Genomic DNA, 24,978 nt, shown 5'->3' on the forward strand with positions numbered 1-24,978 from the left:
GGCGGGCGCCCCTGTGCGCCTTCGGGGCGCCCCGCACCGGGGCGCCCCCTGACGAACGAAAGCGAGCCATGTACGCCCTGTTCTTCAAGCTGGTCTTCCGCGGGATGGACCCGGAGAAGGCGCACCACCTGGCCTTCCGGTGGATTCGGCTGGCGGCGCGGGTACCGGTGGTGCGCACCTTCGTCGCGGCCGCGCTGGCGCCCCGGTACGCGAGCCTGCGCACCGAGGCGCTGGGCCTGCGCATGCACGGCCCGTTCGGGCTGGCCGCCGGGTTCGACAAGAACGCCGTCGCCATCGACGGGATGGCGATGCTCGGCTTCGACCACGTGGAGGTCGGCACCGTCACCGGCCAGGCGCAGCCGGGCAACCCGAAGAAGCGGATGTTCCGGCTGGTCGCGGACCGCGCGCTGATCAACCGGATGGGCTTCAACAACGAGGGCTCGGCCGCGGTGGCCGCGCGCCTGGCCACCCGCAGGCAGGTCTTCCGGACCACCGTGGGCGTCAACATCGGCAAGACCAAGGCCGTCGCCGAGCAGGACGCGATCGCCGACTACGTCACCTCGACCGAGCGCCTCGCCGAGCACGCGGACTACCTCGTGGTGAACGTGTCCTCGCCCAACACCCCGGGCCTGCGCGACCTCCAGGCGACCGAGGCGCTGCGCCCGCTGCTGGCGGCGGTACGGGCGGCCGCGGACCGCACGGTGACCACCCGCCGGGTGCCGCTGCTGGTGAAGATCGCCCCCGACCTCGCGGACGAGGACGTGGACGCGGTCGCGGACCTGGCCGTCGAACTGGGCCTGGACGGCATCATCGCCACCAACACCACGATCGGCCGGGAGGGCCTGCGCTCGCCCGCGGCGCTGACCGCGGAGGCCGGCGGGCTGTCCGGCGCGCCGCTCAAGGACCGCTCGCTCCAGGTGCTGAGCCGGCTGTACCGGCGGGTCGGCGACCAGGTCACGCTGGTCGGCGTCGGCGGCGTGGAGGACGCCGAGGACGCCTGGCAGCGCATCCTGGCCGGCGCGACCCTGGTGCAGGGGTACACCGCCTTCATCTACCGCGGCCCGTTCTGGATGCGCGGCATGCACAAGGGGCTGGCCGCCCGGCTGGCCGCCAGTCCGTACGCCACCCTCGCCGACGCGGTCGGCGCCCACTCCCGGAAGGTGACCGCATGACCGGCAGCAGCACCCCGCAGCCCGCCCCCAAGACGTCCGTCGCACCGCCCGAGCCGTTCGGCGCGCGGCTGCGCCGGGCGATGGACACCCGCGGGCCGCTGTGCGTCGGCATCGACCCGCACGCGGGCCTGCTCAGCCGCTGGGGGCTGCCCTTCGACCCGTCCGGCCTGGAGCGCTTCGCGCTGACCGTGGTGGAGGCGCTGGGCGAGCACACCGCGGTGTTCAAGCCGCAGTCCGCGTTCTTCGAGCGGTTCGGCTCGCGCGGTGTCGCGGTGCTGGAGAAGACGGTGGCCCGAGCCCGGGAGGCGGGCGCGCTGGTGCTGATGGACGCCAAGCGCGGGGACATCGGCTCCACCATGGACGCGTACGCGGCGACCTATCTCGCCCCGGGTGCCCCGCTGTTCAGCGACGCGCTGACGGTCAGCCCGTTCCTCGGGTTCGGGTCGCTGCGCCCGGCGCTGGACGCGGCGCGGGCGGCGGGCGCGGGGGTGTTCGTCCTGGCGCTGACCTCCAACCCGGAGGGCGGCCAGGTGCAGCGGGCGACCGCGGCCGACGGGCGGTCGGTGGCGCAGGTGATGCTGGACGCCATCGCGGCGGAGAACGAGGGCGCGGCGCCGCTGGGTTCGGTGGGCGCGGTGGTCGGGGCGACGCTGGCCGAGGCGGGCGCGGACCTCGCGGTCAACGGCCCGCTGCTGGCCCCCGGTGTCGGCGCCCAGGGCGCGACGCCGGCGGACCTGCCGGCGCTCTTCGGCGCGGCGCTGCCGAACGTGCTGCCGAGCGTGAGCCGGGACGTGCTGCGGCACGGACCGGACCCGGCGGCTTTGTTGAAATCGGTACGGGAGTATGTGGCGGAGGTACGGGCGGCCGTGGACGGTGCGGCCGCACCGGGCGGTATCGCGGGACGGTCGGCCGGCCGCTGAATCGGACCCTGATTCCGCTGCTCGATCCGCCGCTCGATCCGCCGCTCGATCGGCCGCTGAATCGGCCGGTGAATGGGCTGGGAAAACGGCCGAAAAAAGGGCCGGTTTCAACAACTGGGCTCATTGACGCCGAATCCCGTTCCGGTATGTCCCGTATATCCCCTCGGATCAAGGCTGACCTGGACTTTTCATCTGTTCTCGCTGACTTGGGCCGCTGGGACCGCTAGTCTCCGACAGGAGCGCGCCGCCCAGGTGCGCTGCAGGTCGACCGGTGCCTCCGGTCGGCTCCTACTCCTTATCCGATTGATCTACATCCGAGGTGACGTAGGCGTGGCTCTTCCGCCCCTTACCCCTGAACAGCGCGCTGCCGCGCTCGAAAAGGCCGCCGCGGCTCGCCGGGAGCGCGCCGAGGTCAAGAACCGGCTCAAGCACTCCGGCGCCAGCCTGCACGAGGTCATCAAGCAGGGCCAGGAGAACGATGTCATCGGCAAGATGAAGGTCTCCGCCCTCCTTGAGTCCCTGCCGGGCGTCGGCAAGGTCCGCGCCAAGCAGATCATGGAGCGGCTCGGCATCTCCGAGAGCCGCCGGGTGCGTGGCCTGGGTTCCAACCAGATCGCTTCCCTGGAACGTGAGTTCGGCGGCACCCCCGCCTGAGTCGCGTCTCCGGACGCCGCCGCAGCCCGCCCGCAGGTGGGGCGGCGCCGTCCTCGCGGAGACGAGGCGGTGACACCGGTTCCCGCCGCTCTCGGGAACCGGGGATAATCGCCTCATGAGTTCTCCAGCCTCACCGGGGCCGGCCACGCCCCCCGCCTCGCAGGGGGCTTCCCCGGCCGCTCCGGTCAGACATCCGCGACTGACCGTGCTCTCCGGCCCTTCCGGGGTCGGCAAGAGCACGGTCGTCGCCCATCTGCGCGCGTCCCACCCCGAGGTATGGCTCTCGGTGTCCGCCACCACCCGCAGACCCCGCCCCGGCGAACGCGACGGGGTGCAGTACCACTTCGTCGACGACGACGAGTTCGACAAGCTCGTCGCCAACGGCGAACTGCTGGAGTGGGCGGAGTTCGCGGGCAACCGCTACGGCACCCCGCGCCGCGCCGTACTCGACCGGCTCGCCTCCGGCGCGCCCGTGCTGCTGGAGATCGACCTGCAGGGCGCCCGGCTGGTGCGGACCTCGATGCCCGAGGCGCGGTTGGTCTTCCTCGCCCCGCCGAGCTGGGAGGAGCTGGTCCGCCGGCTCACCGGGCGCGGCACCGAGTCGCCCGAGGTGATCGAGCGGCGGCTCGCGGCGGCGAGGATCGAACTGGCCGCGGAGTCCGAGTTCGACGAGACGCTTGTCAACACCTCCGTCGAGGATGTAGCACGCGAGCTGCTAGCCTTGATGAACATCGGGTGACCTCGCGCTTCCGCGCGGCCGCCCGGCAGCGAGCCCCCGGTCCCGGGGTCCCGTCCCAGAAGTCCTTCCACAAGTAGGGGTAGGTAGAGCGTGTCCTCTTCCATCACCACGCCCGAGGGCATCATCAACCCGCCGATCGACGAGCTGCTCGAAGCCACCGACTCCAAGTACAGCCTGGTGATCTACGCGGCCAAGCGCGCCCGCCAGATCAACGCGTACTACTCCCAGCTCGGTGAGGGCCTGCTGGAGTACGTCGGCCCGCTGGTGGACACCCACGTCCACGAGAAGCCGCTCTCCATCGCGCTGCGCGAGATCAACGCCGGCCTGCTGACCTCCGAGGCCGTCGAGGCACCGCCCACCCAGTGAGGCGGTAGGCACTTCAGCACGGGCCCGGCGGCGCGACCGCCGGGCCCGTGGTGTGTCATGGGGTGGTGTCATCGGGTGACCACGGCGGCGTGACGGCGCGGCGGAGCGGAGCGGGTATGGGCAGGCCACAGGTCGTACTGGGTGTCAGCGGCGGCATCGCCGCCTACAAGGCGTGCGAGGTGCTGCGCCGCTTCACCGAGTCCGGGCACGACGTCCAGGTGGTGCCCACCGACGCCGCCCTGCACTTCGTCGGCGAGGCCACCTGGGCCGCACTGTCCGGCCGGCCGGTCTCCACCCGGGTCTGGGACGGCGTCGAGAACGTGCCGCACGTGCGGATCGGACAGCACGCCGACCTCGTGCTCGTCGCGCCCGCCACCGCCGACCTGCTCGCCAAGGCCGCGCACGGCCTCGCCGACGACCTGCTGACCAACACCCTGCTCACCGCCCGCTGCCCGGTGGTCTTCGCCCCCGCCATGCACACCGAGATGTGGGAGCACCCCGCCACCCGGGAGAACGTCGCCACGCTGCGCCGCCGCGGCGCGGTGGTCATCGAGCCCGCCGTCGGGCGGCTGACCGGCGTGGACACCGGCAAGGGGCGGCTGCCCGACCCGGACGAGATCTTCCAGGTCGGCCGGCGCGTCCTCGCCCGCGGCACCGCCGCCCCCGACCTCGCCGGGCGGCACGTCGTGGTCAGCGCCGGCGGCACCCGCGAACCGCTGGACCCCGTGCGCTACCTCGGCAACCGCTCCTCCGGCAAGCAGGGATACGCCCTGGCGCGTACCGCCGTCGCCCGCGGCGCCCGGGTCACCCTGGTCACCGCCAACACCGACACCCTCGCCGACCCGGCGGGCGCCGACGTGGTGGCCGTGGGCACCGCCGAGGAGCTGCGCGCGGCGGTGCTGGCGGCCGCGGCCGACGCCGACGCGGTGGTGATGGCCGCGGCCGTCGCCGACTTCCGCCCCGCCGCGTACGCCACCAGCAAGATCAAGAAGAGTGACGACGGCGCCGGGCCCGCACCGGTCGAGCTGGTCCGCAACCCCGACGTCCTCGCCGAGCTGTCGGCGCACCGCGCCCGGCCCGGGCAGATCGTCGCCGGGTTCGCCGCCGAGACCGACGACGTGCTGGCCAATGGCCGGGCCAAGCTCGACCGCAAGGGCTGCGACCTGCTGGTCGTCAACGAGGTCGGCGGCGGCAAGGCCTTCGGCACCGACGACAACGAAGCGGTGGTGCTCGGCGCCGACGGCAGCGCCACGCCGGTGCCGCACGGCCCGAAGGAGGCGCTGGCCGACCAGGTCTGGGACCTGGTCGCCGCCCGCCTCTGACGGCGCCGCCACAGGCGGCGCCACCCGCCTGGACCAGGCCCCGACCCGGCCCCGTCACCCCTACGGCCTCGGACGCCCCCTGAGGGCCGCTTCGAAAGCCGCCGCCGGGGGCCGGCGGGGCGTACGGGGCCGGTGGTGGGGGAGTGGCGTGTGGGCCGCCGGTTACGTACCGTCGGCGGCCGGCGGTCTGCCACGCCCGGGCGGCCTGTGAACAACCGGTGAAATCAGGCCAGCCGCCGACCGGCCCGCCGGGCCCGCCCGCCGCAGGGCCCGCGCCCGGCCCGCGCCCGCCGCCACCTGCCGTCTTTCCCGGTCGCCGGGAGAGGTGCGATCGGCTGACGGACGGGTGGCGAGTGGCCGAGTAGTGGACATCGGGGTGCAGGGTGTGGCATATCCAAAGAGCGAGATGCCTGGCCCGTCCCGGGGGCGCTCACGCTAAGCTAGCCGCGGAGCGCCGGGCGCAGCCCTGTGCACTCCACCAGCTAGAGCCAGCAGCCGCTGCAACCCCAGGGAGCGATGTGTCGCGCCGTCTGTTCACCTCGGAGTCCGTGACCGAAGGTCACCCCGACAAGATCGCTGACCAGATCAGCGACACCATTCTCGACGCCCTGCTGACCGCGGACCCGACCTCCCGGGTGGCCGTCGAGACGCTGATCACCACCGGCCAGGTGCACGTCGCGGGCGAGGTCACCACGACCGCCTACGCCGACATCGCCTCGCTGGTGCGCGGGAAGATCCTGGAGATCGGTTACGACTCCTCGAAGAAGGGCTTCGACGGCGCCTCGTGCGGCGTCTCCGTGTCGATCGGCGCCCAGTCGCCGGACATCGCCCAGGGCGTTGACACCGCGTACGAGAAGCGCGTCGAGGGCGGCGCCGCCGACGAGGACGAGCTGAACAAGCAGGGCGCCGGCGACCAGGGCCTGATGTTCGGGTACGCCTCCGACGAGACGCCCGAGCTGATGCCGCTGCCGATCACGCTCGCGCACCGGCTGTCCAAGCGCCTCACCGAGGTCCGCAAGAACGGCACCATCCCCTACCTGCGGCCCGACGGCAAGACCCAGGTCACCATCGAGTACGACGGCGACAAGGCGGTCCGGCTGGACACCGTCGTGGTCTCCTCGCAGCACGCCTCCGACATCGACCTGGAGTCGCTGCTCACCCCCGACATCCGCGAGTTCGTCGTGGAGGTCGAGCTGAAGGCCCTGCTCGACGAGGGCATCAAGCTCGACACCGACGGCTACCGGTTGCTGGTCAACCCGACCGGTCGGTTCGAGATCGGCGGCCCGATGGGCGACGCCGGCCTGACCGGCCGCAAGATCATCATCGACACCTACGGCGGCATGGCCCGGCACGGCGGCGGCGCCTTCTCCGGCAAGGACCCGTCCAAGGTGGACCGCTCCGCGGCGTACGCGATGCGCTGGGTCGCCAAGAACGTGGTGGCCGCGCGGCTCGCCGCCCGCTGCGAGGTCCAGGTCGCCTACGCGATCGGCAAGGCCGAGCCGGTCGGCCTGTTCGTCGAGACCTTCGGCACCGCCAACGTGGAGGTCGAGAAGATCGAGCAGGCCATCGGCGAGGTGTTCGACCTGCGCCCGGCCGCGATCATCCGCGACCTGGACCTGCTGCGGCCGATCTACGCCCAGACCGCCGCCTACGGCCACTTCGGCCGCGAGCTGGACGACTTCACCTGGGAGAAGACCGACCGGGTCGACGCGCTCCGCGCCGCGGTCGGCCTGTAAGCGGCCCGCCCGCCCCGCCACGCGCAGTTCCCCCCCAGGCGAAGCCTCTGGGGGGAGGACTGCGCGTTCGGCTTTCCACCGGCCGGTGGCGACGCCCGCCACGTTCCCGGTCCGGGCCGCGGTGTCGTAGGGGTCTGGTAAGAATCACAAGGTGAGCGGTGACGAGGGACCGAAGCGGGAGGGAGCGGCCGAACCGCCGGAGGCGGGCGGCGGGGAGCAGCTCGCGCTGATCCGCGAGACGGTCCGCAAGGCCAGGCAGCCGCGCGCGAAGCCGCGCACCTGGCGCGGGGCCGCGCTCGCCGAGGGCCTGCCGGTCGCCCGGGTCCTCGTCGACAAGGGCCTGGTCCACCTCGACCAGTTCTTCGACTACGCGGTGCCCGCCGCCATGGACGCCGACGCCCAGCCGGGCGTGCGGGTCCGGGTCCGGTTCGGCGCGCGCGTGGTCAAGGGCCGCCGCGAGGGCGGCACCCTCCACGACGGCTTCGTGGTCGAGCGCCGCGCCGACAGCGACTACGCCGGCCCGCTCGCGCCCCTCGCCCAGGTGCTGTCCACCGAACCGGTGCTCACCGAGCCGCTGCTGCGGCTGTGCCGCCAGGTCGCCGACCGGTACGCGGGCGCGCTCGCCGACGTGGTGCAGCTCGCGGTGCCGCCCCGGATGGCCCGCGCCGAACGCGACCCCTCGCCCGACCCGCTCTCCGACCCGCCGCTGCCGCCGCCCGCGACCTGGTCCCGGTACGCCACCGGCCCCGCCTACCTCCAGGCGCTCGCCCGCGGTGACACCCCCCGCGCGGTGTGGCTCGCGCTGCCCGGACCGCACTGGCCGCAGGAACTGGCCACCGCGCTCGCCACCGCGCGCGCCGCCGGCCGCGGCGCGCTCGCGGTGCTGCCCGACGGGCGCAGCGCCGCCCGCGTGGACGCCGCCCTGACCGGACTGCTCGGCGCCGGACACCACGTCCTGCTCACCGCCGACGCCGGGCCGCAGGAGCGCTACCGGCGCTGGCTCGCGGTCAGCCGCGGCAGCGTCAAGGTCGTCGTCGGCACCCGTGCGGCGATGTTCGCGCCCGTCGCCGACCTCGGGCTGGTCGCCCTGTGGGACGACGGCGACTCCAGCCACGCCGAGCCGCACGCCCCGCAGCCGCACGCCCGCGACGTGCTGCTGCTGCGCGCCCGCGAGGAGCGCACCGCCTTCCTGCTCGGCGGCGTCACCACCACCGTCGAGGGCGCCCAGCTCGTCGACAGCGGGTGGGCGCTGCCGCTGGCCGCGTCCCGCGACGAGGTACGGGCCGCCGCGCCGCTGGTGCGTACGGTCGGCGACCTGGACCAGGCGCGCGACGAGGCGGCCCGCGCGGCCCGGCTGCCGTCTCTGGCCTGGCAGGTCACCCGGGACGCGCTGGTCCGCGGGCCGGTGCTGGTGCAGGTGCCGCGGCGCGGATACGTACCCCGGCTCGGCTGCGACACCTGCCGGGCGCCGGCCCGGTGCGCGGCCTGCGCCGGGCCGCTGGAGGTGCGCGAGGAGGGCGGCACCCCGGCGTGCGGGTGGTGCGCGCGGCCGGCGGCGGACTGGCACTGCCAGGAGTGCGGGGGGTTCCGGCTGCGGGCGCGGGTGGTGGGGGCGCGGCGCACCGCGGAGGAGCTGGGGCGGGCCTTCCCCCGGGTGCCGGTGCGGACGTCGGGGCGCGACACCGTGCTGGCGACGGTCGGGGCCGCCCCCGCGCTGGTGATCGCCACGCCCGGGGCCGAGCCGGTCGCGGAGGAGGGCTACGCGGCCGCGCTGCTGCTGGACGGCTGGGCGCTGCTGGGCCGCCCGGACCTGCGCGCGGCCGAGGAGGCGTTGCGGCGGTGGGCGCTGGCCGCGTCCCTGGTCCGCCCGGCGGGGGCGGGCGGCACCGTGGTGGTGCTGGCCGAGCCGACGCTGCGGCCGGTGCAGGCGCTGGTCCGGTGGGACCCGGCCGGGCACGCCCTGCGGGAGCTGGCCGAGCGGGCCGAGCTGCGCTTCCCGCCGGTGGCCCGGATGGCCGCGGTGTCCGGGCCGCCGTCCGCGGTGGCCGAGTTCGTCGACCTCGCCCGGCTCCCCCCGGACACGGACCTGCTCGGGCCGGTCCCTGTCCGGCGCCCCGCGGGCACCGACCCCTGGGAGCGCATCCTCTTCCGGGTGCCGCCGGGCTCCGGTGCGGCGCTCGCGGCGGCCCTCAAGCAGGCCCGGGTCACCCGTGCCACCCGGACCGGCCCCGCCACGCCCCTCCAGATCCGCATGGACCCGCCCGACATCGGCTGAGCCCTGACCGGGCGGCGGGCTGCGGCGACGGGGCTGCGGCGACGGCTACGGGTTGCGGGGGCTCGGGAAGGCCGGCGCGGGCGGGGGCACCTGCGCGGCCCGCTCCACCTCCATGGAGCGGGCGGCGGGCACGGTCGGCGCGGCGGCCTCCGCAGGGGCCCGCCGGGAGCCGTAGCGGCGGTGCACCGCCTGTTTCGTGACCCCCAGCGCGGAGCCCACCGCGTCCCAGGAGAACCCGAGCGAGCGGTCGAACTCCACCGCCGCCGTCACCAGCGTCTCCACGCTGTCCCGCAACTCCTGGGCCAGCCGCACCGTGGGGGCCGGGGCCCGCCCGTACACCACGAACCCCGCGGAGGGCCCGCCGCGCCGCGGCCGGTAGACGTTTCCGAGCTGGGCGGTCAGCGTGCGCAACGCGTCGACCTGCCGACGGACCCGTTCGATGTCCCGCACCAGCAGGTGCAGGCTGGCCCGTGCCTGGGCATCGGGCGTTGCGTGGTCGGGCATCAACAAGCCTCTCCAACCGACGACGACAAGGATCGGGCCGCACGCTCCAGCCGCGGGCGGGGCCGATTTCGGTCACACTCTCTTGACCAACGCGCCACCGCCCCATCGAGTCACGCCCGACCGGCGCGGCCACCCCCTCGGGGGCGCGCGCCGTCCGCGCGCACTCCCCGTCCGCGTGCACCGTCCGCCCCCCACCCGCCCTAGACTTGACCTCCGCCCGCAGCCTGACCCGCCGCCCGCAGACCCGTAGCCCCGCCCGCGCCCGCGGGCCGTCCGACCGTTCAGGAGCCCCCGCCCGTGTCCGTCAAGCCCATCCGCCTGTTCGGCGACCCGGTGCTGCGCATGACGGCGCAGCCGGTCACCACCTTCGACCTCGAACTGCGCACCCTCGTCAAGGACCTGACCGACACCATGCTCCAGGCCCCCGGCGCGGGCCTGGCCGCCCCCCAACTGGGCGTGTCCCTGCGGGTGTTCACCTACAACGTGGACGGCGAGCTGGGCCACCTGATCAACCCGGAGCTGACCCTCAGCGACGAGCGGCAGGACGGCCCCGAGGGCTGCCTGTCGCTGCCGGGCCTGACCTTCGACTGCGAGCGCGCGTACGGCGTCGTGGCCCGGGGCTTCAACATGTACGGCGACCCGGTCACCCTCGAAGGCACCCAGCGGATGGCCCGCTGCATCCAGCACGAGACCGACCACCTCGACGGCATCATCTTCGTCGACCGGCTCGACGCCGAGGCGCGCAAGGCCGCGATGAAGGCGATCCGCGAGGCCGACTGGGGCGCGCAGGGCGCGCCGCAGGTGAAGGTCTCGCCGCACGACACGTTCGGCCGCGCCCTGTGACCGCCTGCCACCGAGAGGTACTCCCCGCACGATGAAGCTCGTCTTCGCCGGCACCCCCGAGGTCGCCGTGCCCGCACTCGACGCCCTGATCGCCTCCGACCGGCACGAGGTCGTCGCCGTCGTCACCCGGCCCGACGCCGTCGCCGGGCGCGGCCGCAAGCTGGTCGCCAGCCCGGTCGCGCAGCGCGCCGAGGAGGCCGGGATCGAGGTGCTCAAACCGGCCCGGCCGCGCGACGAGGACTTCCTCGCCCGGCTGCGGGAGATCGGCCCGGACTGCTGCCCGGTCGTCGCCTACGGCGCGCTGCTGCCCAAGGTGGCCCTCGACGTGCCCGCGCGCGGCTGGGTCAACCTGCACTTCTCGCTGCTGCCCGCCTGGCGCGGCGCCGCGCCGGTGCAGCACGCCGTGATGGCCGGGGACGAGGTGACCGGCGCGTCCACCTTCCTCATCGAACAGGGCCTGGACTCCGGGCCGGTGTACGGCGTCGTCACCGAGGAGATCCGGCCGAAGGACACCAGCGGCGACCTGCTCGGGCGGCTCGCGCACAGCGGCGCGCGGCTGCTGGTCGCCACGATGGACGGCATCGAGCAGGGCGATCTCGTCGGGCGTCCCCAGCCCGCCGACGGCGTGACCGTCGCGCCCAAGATCACGGTGGAGGACGCGGCCGTCGACTGGAGTGCGCCCGCGCTGCGCGTCGACCGGCTGATCCGCGGCTGCACGCCCGCGCCCGGGGCCTGGACGCTGCTCGGCGGCGAACGGGTCAAGCTCGGGCCCGTCGTGCCCGCCCCCGACGCCGAAGGGCTCGCGCCCGACGCCCAAGGGCTCGCGCCCGGCGAGATCGGGGTGACCAAGAAGGCCGTGTACGTCGGTACCGGAAGCCACCCGGTCCGCCTCGGCGACGTCCAGGCGGTCGGCAAGCGCGCCATGGCCGCCGCCGACTGGGCCCGGGGCACCCGGATCGAACCCGGCACCCGGTTCGGCGGGTGACGCGGGGCCACCCGGCGCCCCCGACCGACCGCGGCTCGTCCCGCCGTACCCTTGGCGGCGAGCCGTACGTTCGTATGAGGAAAACCGGAGCACCTTTGAAGAGCACGCAGGGCAAGCCGTACCGCCGTCCGCAGAAGGACCCGGTGCGGGTGTTGGCGTTCGAGGCGCTGCGGGCGGTGGGGGAGCGGGACGCCTACGCGAACCTGGTGCTGCCGGGCCTGCTGCGCGCCGCGGAGCAGGAAGCGGCGAAGAAGGGCCGCACCTTCGACCGCCGGGACGCGGCCCTGGCGACGGAGCTGGTGTACGGCACCCTGCGCCACCAGGGCACGTACGACGCGGTGATCGCGGCCTGCGTGGACCGGCCGCTGCGGGAGGTGGACCCGCCGGTCCTGGACGTCCTGGCGCTGGGCGCCCACCAGTTGCTGGCCACCCGCATTCCCGCGCACGCCGCGGTCTCGGCGACCGTGGAGCTGGCCCGGGTGGTGCTCGGCGACGGCCGGGCCCGGTTCGTGAACGCGGTGCTGCGCCGGGTCGCCGCGCAGGACCTGGACGCGTGGCTGGCGCAGGTCGCCCCGCCCTACGACGAGGACCCCGAGGACCACCTCGCCGTGGTGTACTCCCACCCGCGCTGGGTGGTCTCCGCGCTGTGGGACGCGCTCGGCGGCGGCCGGGCCGGCATCGAGGAGCTGCTCGCGGCCGACAACGAGCGGCCCGAGGTCACCTTGGTGGCCCGGCCCGGCCGCAGTACGCCCGAGCAGATCGCGCGGTCGCTGCCGCCGGAGGCCACCGCGCCGGGCCGCTGGTCGCCGTACGCGGTGCGGCTCGCCGAGGGCGGCGACCCGGCCGCGGTGCCGGCCGTGCACGACGGCGACGCCGGTGTGCAGGACGAGGGCAGCCAGCTGGTCGCCGCGGCGCTCGCCGCGGCCCCGCTCGAGGGCCCCGACGCGCGCTGGCTGGACGGCTGCGCGGGCCCCGGCGGGAAGGCGGCGCTGCTCGCGGCGCTGGCCGCCGGGCGCGGCGCGTACCTCGTCGCCGCCGAGAAGCAGCCGCACCGGGCCCGGCTGGTGGGCCGCGCCCTGCACGGCAACCCGGGTCCCTACCAGGTGGTGGTCGCCGACGGGACCCGCCCGGTGTGGCGGCCCGGCTCCTTCGACCGGGTGCTGGTCGACGTGCCCTGCACCGGACTCGGCGCGCTGCGGCGCCGCCCGGAGGCGCGCTGGCGGCGCCGCGCGGAGGACGTCGGCGGCTTCGGCCCGCTGCAACGCGCCCTGCTCACCGAGGCGTTGACGGCGGTACGGCCCGGCGGGGTGGTCGGCTACGCGACCTGCTCCCCGCACCTGGCCGAGACCCGCGCGGTCGTCGACGACGTGCTGCGCTCACCGCACGCGCCCGCCGCCGAGCAGATCGACGCCCGCCCGCTGCTGCCGGGCGTGCCCGCGCTCGGCGACGGCCCCGACGTCCAGCTGTGGCCGCACCTGCACGGCACGGACGCGATGTACCTCGCGCTGCTGCGCCGCCGCTGACGGCGCGGTGCCGTACGGCCCCGGGCGGAACCGGGGCCGTACGGCCGGCGGGCGCGGGTCAGAGCAGGCTCCACTGCTGGTTGGCGCCGCCGTTGCAGGTCCACAGCTCCAGCCCGGTGCCGTTGGCGTTGCCCGCGGGCTGGTCGCCGCCGGTGACGTCGAGGCACAGGCCGGACTGGACCCCGGTGACGGTGCCGTCCGCGTTGAGCCGCCACTGCTGGTTGGCGCCGCCGTTGCAGGTCCACAGCTCGACCTTGGTGCCGGCCGCGGTCCGGTTGTCGTAGGCGTCCAGGCACGCGGTCCCGCCGTACAGCCGCAGTTCGCCGGCCGAGGTGAGGGTGACCGCCTGGTTGGCGCCGCCGTCGCAGTCCCAGATCTCGATCGGCGTGCCGTCGGCGGTCTCGTTGTCGTAGGCGTCCAGGCAGCGCTTCGAGGACGCGCCGCGCAGCGGATGGGTGGTGCCGACGCTGCTGCCGCTGCCGGGGGAGACCCGGAACATCACGGTGCCGTGCCCGGGCACGGCGGCCGAGATCGCGCCGCTGGTGGTGCTGACCTCGTTCGTCCACAGGTTCGTCAGCTTGTACGACGACGCGGACGGTGCGGCGACCGCGGCGGCGGTGGTGCTGATGGTGGCGGCCGAGGAGTTCTCGTTGAACAGCGCCACCGACACGTCGCCGCCTGACAGCGGCTTGGTGAGCACGTCGAGGCCGCCGGCGGACGACACCTCGGTGCCCTGCTTGCCCAGCGTGTCCTGGTCGACGGCGATCACCGACGTGTTGCCGTACAGCGACAGCGTGGCCGGGGTGGCCGCGCGCAGGTCGGTGCCGGCGATCAGCGGCGCGGCCATCTCCGCCCACAGGCTGAACTCGCTGCGGTCCTCGGTGAAGGACATGCCGTTGCCGACCTCCAGCATGTCCGGGTCGTTCCAGGCGCCGGGACCCGCGTACTGCGCGAGCTGCACATTGGTGTGGAAGATCGACAGCATCGAGGAGAAGGAGGCGTTGATGTCGCCGGTGGTGCGCCACAGGTTGCCGGTGCCGGCGCCCCACGTCCACACGCTGTCCTCGCCCCACTCGCACATGCTGAAGACGATCGGCCGCCCGGTCGCCGCCAGCGCGTCCCGCATCGCGTCGTAGCGCTGCTGCCAGGGCACGCCCTGGTTGTTGCAGTTGTCGTACTTCAGGTAGTCCACGCCCCAGGACGCGAAGCTCGCCGCGTCCTGCTGCTCGTGGTCGAGGCTGCCGGGGTAGCCCGCGCAGGTGGCGGTGCCGGCGCTCTCGTAGATGCCGAGCCTCAGGCCCTTGGCGTGGACGTACGCGGCGGTGCCGCTGATCCCGTCGGGGAACTTCGCCGGGTCGGGCACGAGGTTGCCGCTCGCGTCGCGGCTCTTGGTCATCCAGCAGTCGTCGATGTTGACGTAGGAGTACCCGTCGTCCTTCAGGCCGGAGGAGACCAGGTAGTCGGCGGTCTGCTCGATCAGCTGCTCGCTGACGTCGCAGCCGAACGCGTTCCAGTCGTTGAAGCCCATCGGGGGCGTGCGGGCCAGGCCGTTGTCCAGGGCGTGCGCGCGGGGCGTCGAGCCGAACAGGACCAGCAAGGAGAGCATCAGCAGCGCCGCGAGGGCCGCGGCCAGCGGCCGGCGGGCCCGGCGGACGGCTCCGGGCGGCGCCGCCGGGAGGTGCGAGGGTGCCGGTGCCGGTAAGGGTGCGGTCGGACGCATCGTGCCGTCTCCTTCGTGGGGGGAGGGGCGCACGGCGCCGCGACGGGGCGCGCAGCGGCCGGCGCCCACCGTCGCGTGTGGCGAATTGGCCGACGGTGTCGGAAGTTGGCACGACGAAGTGTCGGCGTGTGTTGATATCCCGTCAAGAGGCCCGGCGCGAGGCCCGTCAAGCAGCCCGGCGGGTGCGGCACGACCGGGGTTACCGCGAGTAGGGTCGGGCGGCGCGGCGGTACCGCGCGCCGTGCGCGGCGCCGCGGCGGCGGCCCGCCGTACGGGCCGGCGCCGGATCTGGTTTGCTTGGGAACCATGACCGCGCAGATCAACCCCAGTATCCTGTCCGCCGACTTCGCCCGGCTCGCCGAGGCGGCCGACGCGGCCAAGGGCGCCGACTGGCTCCACGTCGACGTGATGGACAACCACTTCGTGCCGAACCTGACGCTGGGCGTGCCGGTGGTCGAAGCGCTGGGCCGCGCCACGGACATCCCGCTCGACTGCCACCTGATGATCGACCAGCCCGACCGCTGGGCGCCCGCCTACGTGGAGGCCGGCGCCGGCTCGGTCACCTTCCACGCGGAGGCCGCCGCCGCGCCGGTCCGGCTGGCCCGCGAGATCCGGGCCAAGGGCGCCCGCGCCTCGATGGCGCTCAAGCCCGCCACCCCGATCGAGCCGTACGAGGACCTGCTGCCCGAACTGGACATGCTGCTGGTGATGACGGTCGAGCCCGGCTTCGGCGGGCAGGCGTTCCTCGACATCATGCTGCCCAAGATCCGCCGCACCCGGGCGCTGATCGACAAGTACGGCCTCCAGATGTGGCTCCAGGTCGACGGCGGGGTCTCACCCGCGACGATCGAGCGCTGCGCCGAGGCCGGCGCCGACGTTTTCGTGGCGGGCTCCGCCGTCTACGGCGCGGACGACCCGGCCGGCGCGATCCGCGCGCTGCGCGAGCAGGCCGACGCGGTCGCCGCGCGCTGACCAGCGCTCCTGCCCGGCGGACCGGCGCGGGTGCCGCTCCGCGACACGCGCGCCGGGCGGGGAACACCGGCCGAACGGCCGCCGAACGGCAGTCGAAGATCGCCGCCGGCCGCCGGATCGCCGGGGCCTGCTTGCCGCCTACGCGCCCGTAACCCCCGAAGTCTGGGAGGATGGCAGCGGAGCTGATCATATGGGTGACTGGGGAGAAGCGACGTGAGCACAGGCCGCGCACAGGTGCGCATGGGCCCGGGCGAGATGGTCCAGGCGGCGGCGATGGCACGTCGCTTCTACCTCGAGGGCAAGTCCAAGATCCAGATCGCCGAGGAGTTCGGGGTCAGCCGGTTCAAGGTGGCCCGGGTGCTGGAGACCGCGCTCGAACGCGACCTGGTGCGGATCGAGATCAGAGTGCCCGCGGAACTGGACGCCGAGCGCTCCGACGCGCTGCGCGCCCACTACGGCCTGCGGCACGCGGTCGTGGTCGAGACCCCCGCGGACCAGGCCGACGCGCCCGACCCGGAGAACCTCGGCGCGGTCGCCGCGGACCTGCTCGGCGAACTCGTCAGCGACGGCGACGTGCTCGGCCTGGCCTGGGGCCGCTCCATCATCACCATGGCCAACGCGCTGGACCGGCTCGCGCCGTGCACCGTCGTGCAGCTCACCGGGGTGTACGACGTCGGCACCGCCGAGCGCGGCTCCGTCGAGGCGGTGCGCACCGCTGCGGCCGTCTCCGGCGGCGAGGCCCACCCGCTGTACGCGCCCATGGTGCTCGCCGACTCCGCCACCGCGTCCGCGCTGCGCGCGCAGAGCCAGATCGCGGCCGCGATGAGCTACTTCGAGAAGGTCACGGTGGCCGTGGTCTCGGTCGGCTCGTGGGAGAGCGGGATCTCCACGGTGTACGACGCCGTGTCCGATGCCGAGCGCGCGCACTACGCCAGCCTCGGGGTGGCCGCGGAGATGTCCTCCCACCTGTTCGACGCCCACGGGCGGCGGGTCGGGCGGGACCTGCGGGAGCGGTGCATCACGATCGACGCGGATCGGCTGCGCCGCATTCCGGAAGTGCTCGCCATCGCCGGGGGGAAGCGGAAGGCCGAGGCGATCAACGCGGTGCTGCGGTCCGGGCTGGTCACGAGCCTGGTGACGGACACGGCCGCGGCGGACCATCTGCTGCATTCCACCGGGCCGATGGTGCGGCCCGCGCTGGATCGGGCCGACCCGGACGGGTCCCTGGCCGGGGGCTGAGCCGCGACGTCGGGCGCCGCCGGCCGCCAGGCCGGTGGCCCCTGCGGGTGCCCGCCGTGGTGGGGGTGCGGTTGTGTGCCGGTCGTCAGGGCGGTGGTCCTGCGGGTGCCCGCCGTGGTGGGGTGCGGTCGTGTGCCGGCCGCCAGGCCGGTGGTGGGCTGGTCGCGCAGTTCCCCGCGCCCCTGGGGCCACGCGCCGTCGGGGCCTTGTCCGCCGCCGGCCGTCGGGCCGGTGGCCTTGCGGGTGCCCGCCGTGGTGGGGGTGCGGTTGTGTGCCGGTCGTCGGGCCGGTGGTGGGCTGGTCGCGCAGTTCCCCGCGCCCCTGCGGGCATGCGCCGTCGGGGCCTTGTCCGCCGCCGGCCGTCGGGCCGGTGGTCCTGCGGCCACGCGCCGTGGTGGTGGGCGGTTGTGTGCCGGCCGTCAGTCGAGGGTGATGGTGAGCTCGGTGTCGGTGTGGCGCCAGAAGAGTTCGGCGTCGTGGAGGATGTCCTTGACGATGCGCCAGTCGCGGGGGAGGCGGTCGGCGAAGTCGTGCCAGTTGCGGACGTGGAGGCGGCGGCCGCCGGGCTCGACCGGCCACCAGGACAGGTCGGTGAGGCAGTCCGCGAGCGCGTCCCAGTTGCGGCCGAACCAGTCGGGCAGCCGGAGGTCCGCGGAGACCCGGTCCATGAACTCCTGCCGGTCGCCGACGCCGGCCAGATCGAGCACGAGCATGCGCCGATGCTGTCACAGCATGTCGCAATGTGCCCGACAAGCCCCCCTGGTCGCGCCGTGTCCCCCGGGCCCTGCCGCTGCGGCCTGTGGCATGTCTGTGACAGGGACGGGACGGTTCGCGGGTCTCGCCGACCCTACGATCTTGGCCATGAAACTCGGGGGACTGACACGCGTGCACGGCCACAGCCATCTCCACCACTACGGCCACGGCAGCGGCGGGGGTTCGGGGAGCCTGCCGATGCCGGTGGTCGTGGTGCTGGTGGTCCTGGTCGTCGTCGTGCTCGTGGTGGTCGCGGTCAAGCGCCGCAGCGGCGACTCGTAACGGGAGCAGGTGATTGGAGGATCATACGAAACGCGGGCGGGGCGGGGTACGCCGAACCGACGAAGAGCGCGCCGAAGGCCGCCGTGACCAGCGGACTTCGGGGAGGATAGGCCGAGGAGCCGCAGCCGGACGCTGATCCGGCCCGCGCCGACTCCCCGCCCGCCCCCAGTTGAACCCGCAGGTGAGAGAGTCGGTATGCGTTTCCTCAACGATGCCCAGCCCCCGTACGACCTGACGTACGACGACGTCTTCATGGTGCCCGGGCGCAGTGCCGTGGGCTCCCGGCAGGCGGTGGACCTCCGCTCGCCCGACGGCAGCGGCACCACGATCCCGCTGGTCGTGGCGAACATGACCGCGATCGCCGGGCGCCGGATGGCGGAGACCGTCGCCCGCCGCGGCGGCCTGGTCGTCATCCCGCAGGACATCCCGATCGACGTGGTCACCGAGGTCATCGGCTGGATCAAGCAGCGCCACCTGGTGCTGGACACCCCGATCACGCTGGCCCCCTCGCAGACCGTCGCCGACGCGCTGTCGCTGCTGCCCAAGCGGGCGCACGGCGCCGGGGTCGTGGTGGCCGACGGCCGCCCGGTCGGCGTGGTCACCGAAGCCGACCTGACCGGCGTGGACCGCTTCACCCAGCTGTCCGAGGTGATGTCCCGCGAGCTGCTGGTGCTCGACGCGGACATGGACCCGCGCGACGCCTTCAACCAGCTGGACGCCGCCCACCGCAGGCTCGCCCCCGCGGTGGACGCCGACGGGCGGCTGGCCGGCATCCTCACCCGTACCGGCGCGCTGCGCGCCACGCTGTACGATCCGGCGGTCGACGCGCGCGGGCGGCTGCGGATCGCCGCGGCCGTCGGCATCAACGGCGACGTGGCGGGCAAGGCGAAGCAGCTGCTCGACGCGGGCGTGGACACGCTCGTGGTCGACACCGCGCACGGCCACCAGGAGTCGATGCTCGCCGCGGTCCGCGCGGTGCGCGCGCTGGACCCGGCGGTGCCGGTGGTGGCGGGCAACGTGGTCGCCGCCGACGGGGTGCGCGACCTGGTCGAGGCCGGCGCGGACATCGTCAAGGTCGGGGTCGGCCCCGGCGCGATGTGCACCACCCGCATGATGACCGGCGTGGGGCGGCCGCAGTTCTCGGCGGTGCTGGAGTGCGCGGCCGAGGCACGGCGGCTGGGCCGGCACGTGTGGGCGGACGGCGGCGTGCGCCACCCGCGGGACGTCGCCATGGCGCTGGCGGCCGGCGCGTCGAACGTGATGATCGGCTCCTGGTTCGCCGGGACCCACGAGTCCCCGGGCGACCTCCAGCAGGCGGCGGACGGCCGGCTGTACAAGGAGTCGTTCGGCATGGCCTCCGCCCGCGCGGTGCGCAACCGCACCAGCGAGGAGTCGGCGTACGACCGGGCGCGCAAGGCACTGTTCGAGGAGGGGATCTCCACCTCGCGGATGTTCCTGGACCCGGTGCGGCCCGGCGTGGAGGACCTGATCGACTCGATCGTGGCCGGGGTGCGCAGCTCCTGCACGTACGCGGGCGCGGCCTCGCTGGCGGAGTTCGCCGAGCGCGCGGTCGTCGGGGTGCAGAGCGCGGCCGGCTACGCGGAGGGCCAGCCGCTGTACGCGAGCTGGTCGTAGCCGTAGCCGTAGCCGTAGCCGTAGCCGTAGCCGTAGCCGTAGCCGTAGCGGGGCTGGGCCGGGCGCCGCGCGTGCGAGACTCCCGCTGTGGCGCTCAATGAGATCGACGAACGGATCGTGCACGCCCTGGCCGAGGACGCGCGGCGCTCGTACGCGGACATCGGGTCGCAGGTGGGCCTGTCCGCGCCCGCGGTCAAGCGGCGGGTGGACCGGCTGCTGGCGGCGGGCGCGATCACCGGCTTCACCGTACGGGTGGACCCCGCGGCGCTCGGCTGGCAGACCGAGGCGCTGGTGGAGCTGTACTGCCGGCACAACACCTCGCCCGCGGACATCCGGCGGGGGCTGGCGCACTACCCGGAGGTGGCGTCCGCGTCGACCGTGACCGGCGACGCGGACGCGGTGGTGCAGGTGTTCGCCTCGGATGTGCGCCACTTCGAGCAGGTGCTGGAGCGGATCGCGGGGGAGCCGTTCGTCAGCCGGACCCGCTCGGTGCTGGTGCTCTCCCCGCTGCTGCGCCGCTACGGTGCGGCGGGCCCGTCGTGACTTCCGACCCGGGCGATATGTCCGGCTTGGGATGAGTAGATATGTTTTGTCGTCCCCAATGGGGTAACGCGGTGAGGTGAGACCGGGAAAAGGGCCCCGGCCGCCCGAGGAGGCGACATGATCACGCGCGAACAGATTCCCCAAGTCGTGGGCCATCCGGTCCATGACGCGCAGGGGAAGAAGATCGGCGATGCCAAGCACATGTACCTGGACGACGCCACCGGCCTGCCGGAGTGGGTGACGGTCAAGACCGGCTTCTTCGGCAACAACGAGACGTTCGTGCCGACCCGCGCCGCGAAGATCGTGCAGGACCATGTCGAGGTGCCGTACGAGAAGGACAAGGTCAAGGGCGCGCCCAACGTGGACGTCGACTCCGGCGGCCACCTGTCGGCCGAGGAGGAACGGCACCTGTACCGCTACTACGGCCTGGATTCGCGTGGCGGCGAGGCGGGCACGCAGGGCGGGATGGGCACCGGCGAGAAGGCGGCGGCGGCCGGTGGCGCGGCCGGGGCGGCCGGCGCCGCGGGCCGGGGCCGACACGCGCGCCGCGACCGCGCGGAGGCGGCGGACCCGTCCGCCAAGGGCACCCAGCCGGAGATGTCCGGCAGCGAGGCAGGCACCGGCACGGCGGCGTACGCGGCCGGCCGCAGCGGTGCGGCCGAGCGGCTGGGCACCGGCGAGTCGAGGGCCGCGGCCGGCGACGAGATGACCCGGTCCGAGGAGGAGATGCACGTCCGGGTCGAGCGCCAGGCGGCCGGCCGGGCCAGGCTGCACAAGGTCGTCGACGTGGAGGAGGTCGAGCAGACCGTCCCGATCGTCCACGAGGAAGTGCGGCTGGAGCGCACGCCGATCACCGACGCGGAGCGCGCCGCCGGGCTGGGCGACATCAGCGAGGCCGAGCGGATCGTCACGCTCCACGAGGACAAGCCCGTGGTCGAGACCGAGGTCGTGGCCAAGGAGCGGGTCCGGATGCGGGTCGAGGAGCACACCGAGCAGCGCAAGGTGCACGGCCGGGTCCGCAAGGAGCGGATCGAGACCGAGATGGCCGGCGAGCCCGGCACCGAGCGGTCGGCCAAGTCCTCCGACGAGGAGGGCCTCGGCTGACCGGCTGACGGTCGCGCTCGACGCGCCGTTCGGGCGCCCACCCCCTGCCCGGGGTGGGCGCCCGCGCACGTTCCCGGCCCCCGCCGCCCGCCGCCGCCCACCCCGCGCAACAGATCGCCGTTTCGGCGCCGAACAACGCAACAGATCGGGGCCACCGGCGCAATGTTCGCGTCTTGTCGCCGCCTGAGGGCGGGACATACCGTCCGGAGAGGGCCTGCTGAGCTGCGGAAAGCCGCGGCGGGCGGGCTCCGGCCGGGCGCGCGGTGCGCCGGGCAAGAGACGACGGACCGGGGAGCGGTGCATGGCCGAAACGCTGCGGATCGGGCTGCTGCAAGGCCCCACCGGGCTGCCCGCGGACCCCGCGGCGAGCCTCGCGGCCCTGGAGCGCGCCGCCGCGCAGGCGGCCGGGCGCGGCGTACGCCTGCTGGTCACCAGCGAGATGTTCCTGACCGGCTACGCCCTCGGCACCACCGTCGCCGCCCTCGCCGAGCCGGCCGACGGGCCCGCCGCCCGGCAGGTCGCCGCGATCGCCGCCCGGCACCGTATCGCCGTCGTGCACGGCTACCCCGAACGGGACGGCGACCGCGTCCACAACGCCGCCCGCCTCACCGGCCGGGACGGCACCGCACTCGCCGACTACCGCAAGACCCACCTCTTCGGCGGCTACGAGCGCTCCGTGTTCACCCCCGGCGACCGCCCGCTGGCGCAGGCCACCCTGGACGGCGTCCGGATCGGCCTGCTGGTCTGCTACGACGTCGAGTTCCCCGAAGCGGTCCGCGCCCACGCCCTGGCCGGCACCGAACTGCTGGTGGTGCCCACCGCGTTGATGCGCCCGTACGAGTTCGTCGCCCGAACACTGCTGCCCGCGCGGGCGTTCGAGAACGGCCTCCACATCGCGTACGTCAACCGCTGCGGCCCGGAAGGGGAGTACGACTTCCTCGGCGGCAGCTGCCTGGCCGGACCCGACGGCGTGGTGCGCGCCCGGGCCGGCACGGGGCCCGAACTCCTCGTCGCCGACGCCGACATGGCACTGCTGCGCACCACCCGCGAGCAGAACCCGTACCTGACCGACCGCCGCCCCGAGCTGTACGGCTCGCTCGCCGCCAGGAGAACCGCCCGATGACGTCCGTGCCCACCGCGATCCCCGACGAAGGACACGACCGCGGCCCGGCCGAACCGCCGCTGACCATGTTCGGCCCCGACTTCCCCTTCCCCTACGACGACTTCCTCGCCCACCCCGCCGGGCTCGGAGCGGTACCGCCCACCGCGCACGGCACCGAGGTCGCCGTGATCGGCGGCGGCCTGTCCGGCCTGGTCACCGCCTACGAGCTGATGCGGATGGGCCTGCGCCCGGTGCTCTACGAGGCCGGCGAGATCGGCGGCCGGCTGCGTACCGTGGCCTTCGACGGACACGGCGCCGTCGGCGAGGAAGGCGCCCTCACCGCGGAGCTGGGCGCGATGCGCTTCCCGCCGTCCTCCACCGCGCTGCGCCACTACATCGACCTGGTCGGGCTGACCACCAGGCCGTTCCCCAACCCGCTGGCGCCCTGCACCCCTTCGACCGTCGTGGACCTCAAGGGCCGCTCGCACTACGCCACTTCCGTCGACGACCTGCCCGAGGTCTACCACCAGGTGATGCGCGCCTGGCAGACCTGCCTGGAGGAGGGCGCCGACTTCACCGCGATGCAGCAGGCGCTGCGCGCCCGGGACGTACCGCGGATCAGGCAGATCTGGTCCGCGCTCGTCGAGCGGCTGGACAACCAGACCTTCTACGGATTCCTGTGCGCCGCACCGGCGTTCGCCTCCTTCCGGCACCGGGAGATCTTCGGCCAGGTCGGCTTCGGCACCGGCGGCTGGGACACCGACTTCCCCAACTCGATCCTGGAGATCCTGCGGGTCGTCTACACCGGCGCCGACGACGACCACCACAGCATCGTCGGCGGCAGCCGCCAACTCCCGCTGCGGCTGTGGGCCCGCGAGCCGGACAAGCTGCTGCACTGGCCGCGCGGCACCTCGCTGCGCTCCCTGCACGGCGGCACCCCGCGCCCGGCGGTCACCGGGCTGCACCGCACCGCGGGCAACCGGATCACCGTCACCGACGCCACCGGCGACATCCGCAGCTACCGCGCCGCGGTGTTCACCGCGCAGAGCTGGATGCTGCTGGCGAAGATCTCCTGCGACGAGTCGCTCTTCCCGATCGACCACTGGACCGCGATCGAGCGCACCCACTACATGGAGTCCAGCAAGCTCTTCGTGCCGGTCGACCGGCCGTTCTGGCGGGACGTGGACCCGCGCACCGGCCGCGACACGATGTCGATGACGCTCACCGACCGGATGACCCGCGGCACCTACCTGCTGGACGACGGCCCGGACCGGCCGGCGGTGATCTGCCTCTCCTACACCTGGTGCGACGACAGTTCCAAGTGGCTGCCGCTGACCGCGCACGAGCGGATGGAGGTCATGCTCAAGTCGCTCGGCGAGATCTACCCCGGCGTCGACATCAGGAAGCACATCACCGGCAACCCGGTCACCGTCTCCTGGGAGGACGAGCCCTACTTCATGGGCGCGTTCAAGGCCAACCTGCCCGGCCACTACCGCTACCAGCGGCGGCTGTTCACGCATTTCATGCAGGACCTGCTGCCCGCGGACCAGCGCGGCATCTTCCTCGCCGGGGACGACGTGTCCTGGACCGCCGGGTGGGCCGAGGGCGCCGTGCAGACCGCGCTCAACGCGGTGTGGGGCGTCATGCACCACCTCGGCGGCGCCACCGACCCGCTCAACCCCGGCCCCGGCGACCGCTACGACGAGATCGCGCCGGTGCCGCTGCCCGAGGACTGAGCCGGCAGACCGCGGGCGGCGCTCGCGGGGAAGGGCGCGAGCACCGCCCGGGCCATCGCGCCGACCGACACGTCCAGCGCCCGGGCGCACTGCTCGTACGCCTCCCGGCGGTCGCGGATCGCCCACAGCAGTCGCGCCGCCGCCCACGCGCCGTCCCGCGCCCGGGCCAGCGACCAGGACGCGACCGCGTGGGTGAGCGGGTCCAGCCGCTCCAGCAGGTCCGGGCCCGGCATCAGCTCCTCCCGGACCCGCGCCTCGATGGCGGTGAGCACCGCGCCCACCGCGACGAAGTCGGGTGCGACCGCGTCGGGCGTGCGGCCGGTGGCCCGGCAGGTGTCGACCACGGCCAGCGCGAGGTCGTGCCCGACATGGGCGGTGATGCCGGCCAGCGCGAACTGGAGCGGGTGGACCGCCGGATCGGCCCGCGCCCGCACCAACGGCTGCCAGCACGCGGGCACCCGGCCGCCCGCGCGGGGTGCGTCCGTGTCGGGTGCGCCGGTGTCGGGCCCGTCCGTGCCGGGTTCGTCCGTGCTGGGTGCGCCGGTGCGGGGTCCGTCCGCGTCGGGGCCGTCCGGGGCCGGCGCGTCCGCGGCCTCGACCGCCGCCAGGTAGCGCCCGGCGAACAGCACGGCCAGCTCCGCCGCCTCCGGGCCGTCGGGGAAGCGGCCGCGGCCCAGCCGCCGGGCGAACTCCTCGGTGACCGACAGGTAGACCCGGTCGAACACCGCGACCCCGTCGGACGGCGGCAGCCGCACCGCCAGCGCCCGCATCCGCCGCACCACGTCCGCCACGCCCGCCGCGCCCCCCGCGTCCCCCGGCGCCGTCCACTGTGCCGTCGTCGTCATCCCCCCAG

The 24,978-nt window shown here is 74.4% G+C and carries 24 protein-coding genes; 19 read left to right on the top strand and 5 right to left on the bottom strand.

The window, feature by feature from the left end; genetic code table 11:
• Positions 1-68 precede the first annotated feature (68 nt).
• The 8 genes from WA788_RS11955 (at position 69) to WA788_RS11990 (ending at position 9,184) form a co-directional block, all read left to right on the top strand.
• Positions 69-1,172, top strand: a complete 1,104-nt coding sequence (locus WA788_RS11955; RefSeq protein ID WP_335975903.1) for a quinone-dependent dihydroorotate dehydrogenase — start codon at positions 69-71, stop codon at positions 1,170-1,172.
• On the top strand, positions 1,169-2,092 hold the full coding sequence (gene pyrF / locus WA788_RS11960; protein WP_335975909.1) for an orotidine-5'-phosphate decarboxylase: 924 nt from the start codon (positions 1,169-1,171) through the stop codon (positions 2,090-2,092). Before WA788_RS11955 ends, pyrF begins: the two co-directional genes overlap by 4 nt.
• Before the next feature lie 330 nt (positions 2,093-2,422).
• Positions 2,423-2,746, top strand: coding sequence for an integration host factor (locus WA788_RS11965; RefSeq protein WP_073502779.1), 324 nt, complete (start codon positions 2,423-2,425; stop codon positions 2,744-2,746).
• Between the two features lie 115 nt (positions 2,747-2,861).
• Positions 2,862-3,485 carry a guanylate kinase gene (gmk, locus tag WA788_RS11970; protein ID WP_335975914.1) on the top strand — a complete coding sequence of 208 codons (624 nt, stop codon included), beginning with the start codon at positions 2,862-2,864 and terminating at the stop codon, positions 3,483-3,485.
• A gap of 90 nt (positions 3,486-3,575) precedes the next feature.
• Positions 3,576-3,851, top strand: a complete 276-nt coding sequence (rpoZ, locus tag WA788_RS11975) for a DNA-directed RNA polymerase subunit omega (protein ID WP_103887663.1) — start codon at positions 3,576-3,578, stop codon at positions 3,849-3,851.
• Positions 3,852-3,967: 116 nt separating this feature from the next.
• The gene (coaBC, locus tag WA788_RS11980) at positions 3,968-5,173 is read left to right on the top strand and encodes a bifunctional phosphopantothenoylcysteine decarboxylase/phosphopantothenate--cysteine ligase CoaBC (protein WP_335975922.1); all 1,206 of its coding nucleotides are present in this window, start codon (positions 3,968-3,970) and stop codon (positions 5,171-5,173) included.
• 518 nt (positions 5,174-5,691) lie between these two features.
• Positions 5,692-6,909, top strand: a complete 1,218-nt coding sequence (gene metK / locus WA788_RS11985) for a methionine adenosyltransferase (protein ID WP_335975927.1) — start codon at positions 5,692-5,694, stop codon at positions 6,907-6,909.
• A 151-nt stretch (positions 6,910-7,060) separates the two neighbouring features.
• Positions 7,061-9,184, top strand: a complete 2,124-nt coding sequence (locus WA788_RS11990) for a primosomal protein N' (RefSeq protein ID WP_335975931.1) — start codon at positions 7,061-7,063, stop codon at positions 9,182-9,184.
• Between the two features lie 45 nt (positions 9,185-9,229).
• Here WA788_RS11990 and WA788_RS11995 read toward each other — a convergent pair whose 3' ends face one another.
• On the bottom strand, positions 9,230-9,688 hold the full coding sequence (locus WA788_RS11995) for a hypothetical protein (RefSeq protein ID WP_335975934.1): 459 nt from the start codon (positions 9,686-9,688) through the stop codon (positions 9,230-9,232).
• 297 nt (positions 9,689-9,985) lie between these two features.
• On the opposite strand from WA788_RS11995, the gene def reads away from it, so the two are divergent.
• From def to WA788_RS12010, 3 genes are all read left to right on the top strand, one after another.
• Entirely contained in the window at positions 9,986-10,531 is a 546-nt protein-coding gene (gene def, locus WA788_RS12000) for a peptide deformylase (protein WP_335975939.1), read from the top strand.
• A 31-nt stretch (positions 10,532-10,562) separates the two neighbouring features.
• Positions 10,563-11,516 (top strand): methionyl-tRNA formyltransferase, encoded by a 954-nt coding sequence (gene fmt / locus WA788_RS12005; protein WP_335975941.1) that lies wholly within the window; start codon positions 10,563-10,565, stop codon positions 11,514-11,516.
• Positions 11,517-11,590: 74 nt separating this feature from the next.
• Positions 11,591-13,039 (top strand): RsmB/NOP family class I SAM-dependent RNA methyltransferase, encoded by a 1,449-nt coding sequence (locus WA788_RS12010; protein ID WP_335975944.1) that lies wholly within the window; start codon positions 11,591-11,593, stop codon positions 13,037-13,039.
• 58 nt (positions 13,040-13,097) lie between these two features.
• On the opposite strand, the gene WA788_RS12015 is transcribed toward WA788_RS12010, so the two are convergent.
• Positions 13,098-14,645, bottom strand: a complete 1,548-nt coding sequence (locus tag WA788_RS12015) for a glycoside hydrolase family 27 protein (RefSeq protein WP_335976268.1) — start codon at positions 14,643-14,645, stop codon at positions 13,098-13,100.
• 420 nt (positions 14,646-15,065) lie between these two features.
• On the opposite strand from WA788_RS12015, the gene rpe reads away from it, so the two are divergent.
• Complete coding sequence (gene rpe, locus WA788_RS12020; protein WP_335975947.1) at positions 15,066-15,731, top strand: ribulose-phosphate 3-epimerase; 666 nt, start codon at positions 15,066-15,068, stop codon at positions 15,729-15,731.
• A 240-nt stretch (positions 15,732-15,971) separates the two neighbouring features.
• Positions 15,972-16,970 carry a sugar-binding transcriptional regulator gene (locus WA788_RS12025; RefSeq protein WP_335976269.1) on the top strand — a complete coding sequence of 333 codons (999 nt, stop codon included), beginning with the start codon at positions 15,972-15,974 and terminating at the stop codon, positions 16,968-16,970.
• Between the two features lie 419 nt (positions 16,971-17,389).
• Here the strand turns inward: WA788_RS12025 and WA788_RS12030 are convergent, their stop codons facing one another.
• Positions 17,390-17,683: a barstar family protein gene (locus tag WA788_RS12030; protein WP_335975951.1), complete on the bottom strand. Its 294-nt coding sequence runs from the start codon at positions 17,681-17,683 to the stop codon at positions 17,390-17,392.
• Between the two features lie 148 nt (positions 17,684-17,831).
• Between WA788_RS12030 and WA788_RS12035 the strand changes: the two genes are divergently transcribed.
• Both WA788_RS12035 and WA788_RS12040 read left to right on the top strand, forming a co-directional pair.
• The gene (locus WA788_RS12035; protein WP_335975954.1) at positions 17,832-18,005 is read left to right on the top strand and encodes a hypothetical protein; all 174 of its coding nucleotides are present in this window, start codon (positions 17,832-17,834) and stop codon (positions 18,003-18,005) included.
• A gap of 195 nt (positions 18,006-18,200) precedes the next feature.
• Positions 18,201-19,640, top strand: coding sequence for a GuaB1 family IMP dehydrogenase-related protein (locus tag WA788_RS12040; RefSeq protein ID WP_335975959.1), 1,440 nt, complete (start codon positions 18,201-18,203; stop codon positions 19,638-19,640).
• Here WA788_RS12040 and WA788_RS12045 read toward each other — a convergent pair.
• On the bottom strand, positions 19,601-19,738 hold the full coding sequence (locus WA788_RS12045; protein WP_335975962.1) for a hypothetical protein: 138 nt from the start codon (positions 19,736-19,738) through the stop codon (positions 19,601-19,603). The genes WA788_RS12040 and WA788_RS12045 overlap by 40 nt on opposite strands.
• Here WA788_RS12045 and WA788_RS12050 point away from each other — a divergent pair.
• From WA788_RS12050 to WA788_RS12065, 4 genes are all read left to right on the top strand, one after another.
• Positions 19,728-20,183: an Lrp/AsnC family transcriptional regulator gene (locus WA788_RS12050; protein WP_335975965.1), complete on the top strand. Its 456-nt coding sequence runs from the start codon at positions 19,728-19,730 to the stop codon at positions 20,181-20,183. The genes WA788_RS12045 and WA788_RS12050 overlap by 11 nt on opposite strands.
• Before the next feature lie 117 nt (positions 20,184-20,300).
• Positions 20,301-21,287: a PRC and DUF2382 domain-containing protein gene (locus tag WA788_RS12055; protein WP_335975968.1), complete on the top strand. Its 987-nt coding sequence runs from the start codon at positions 20,301-20,303 to the stop codon at positions 21,285-21,287.
• Positions 21,288-21,588: 301 nt separating this feature from the next.
• On the top strand, positions 21,589-22,410 hold the full coding sequence (locus WA788_RS12060; protein ID WP_335975973.1) for a carbon-nitrogen hydrolase family protein: 822 nt from the start codon (positions 21,589-21,591) through the stop codon (positions 22,408-22,410).
• Positions 22,407-24,125, top strand: coding sequence for a flavin monoamine oxidase family protein (locus WA788_RS12065; protein ID WP_335975975.1), 1,719 nt, complete (start codon positions 22,407-22,409; stop codon positions 24,123-24,125). The genes WA788_RS12060 and WA788_RS12065 overlap by 4 nt, the downstream gene beginning before the upstream one ends.
• On the opposite strand, the gene WA788_RS12070 is transcribed toward WA788_RS12065, so the two are convergent.
• Complete coding sequence (locus WA788_RS12070; protein WP_335975980.1) at positions 24,086-24,970, bottom strand: DUF5995 family protein; 885 nt, start codon at positions 24,968-24,970, stop codon at positions 24,086-24,088. The two genes, WA788_RS12065 and WA788_RS12070, sit on opposite strands and share 40 nt — an antisense overlap.
• Between the last annotated feature and the right edge of the window lie 8 nt (positions 24,971-24,978).

The sequence above is a fragment of the Streptomyces sp. CA2R106 genome, assembly GCF_037034245.1.
GTDB lineage: Bacteria > Actinomycetota > Actinomycetes > Streptomycetales > Streptomycetaceae > Actinacidiphila.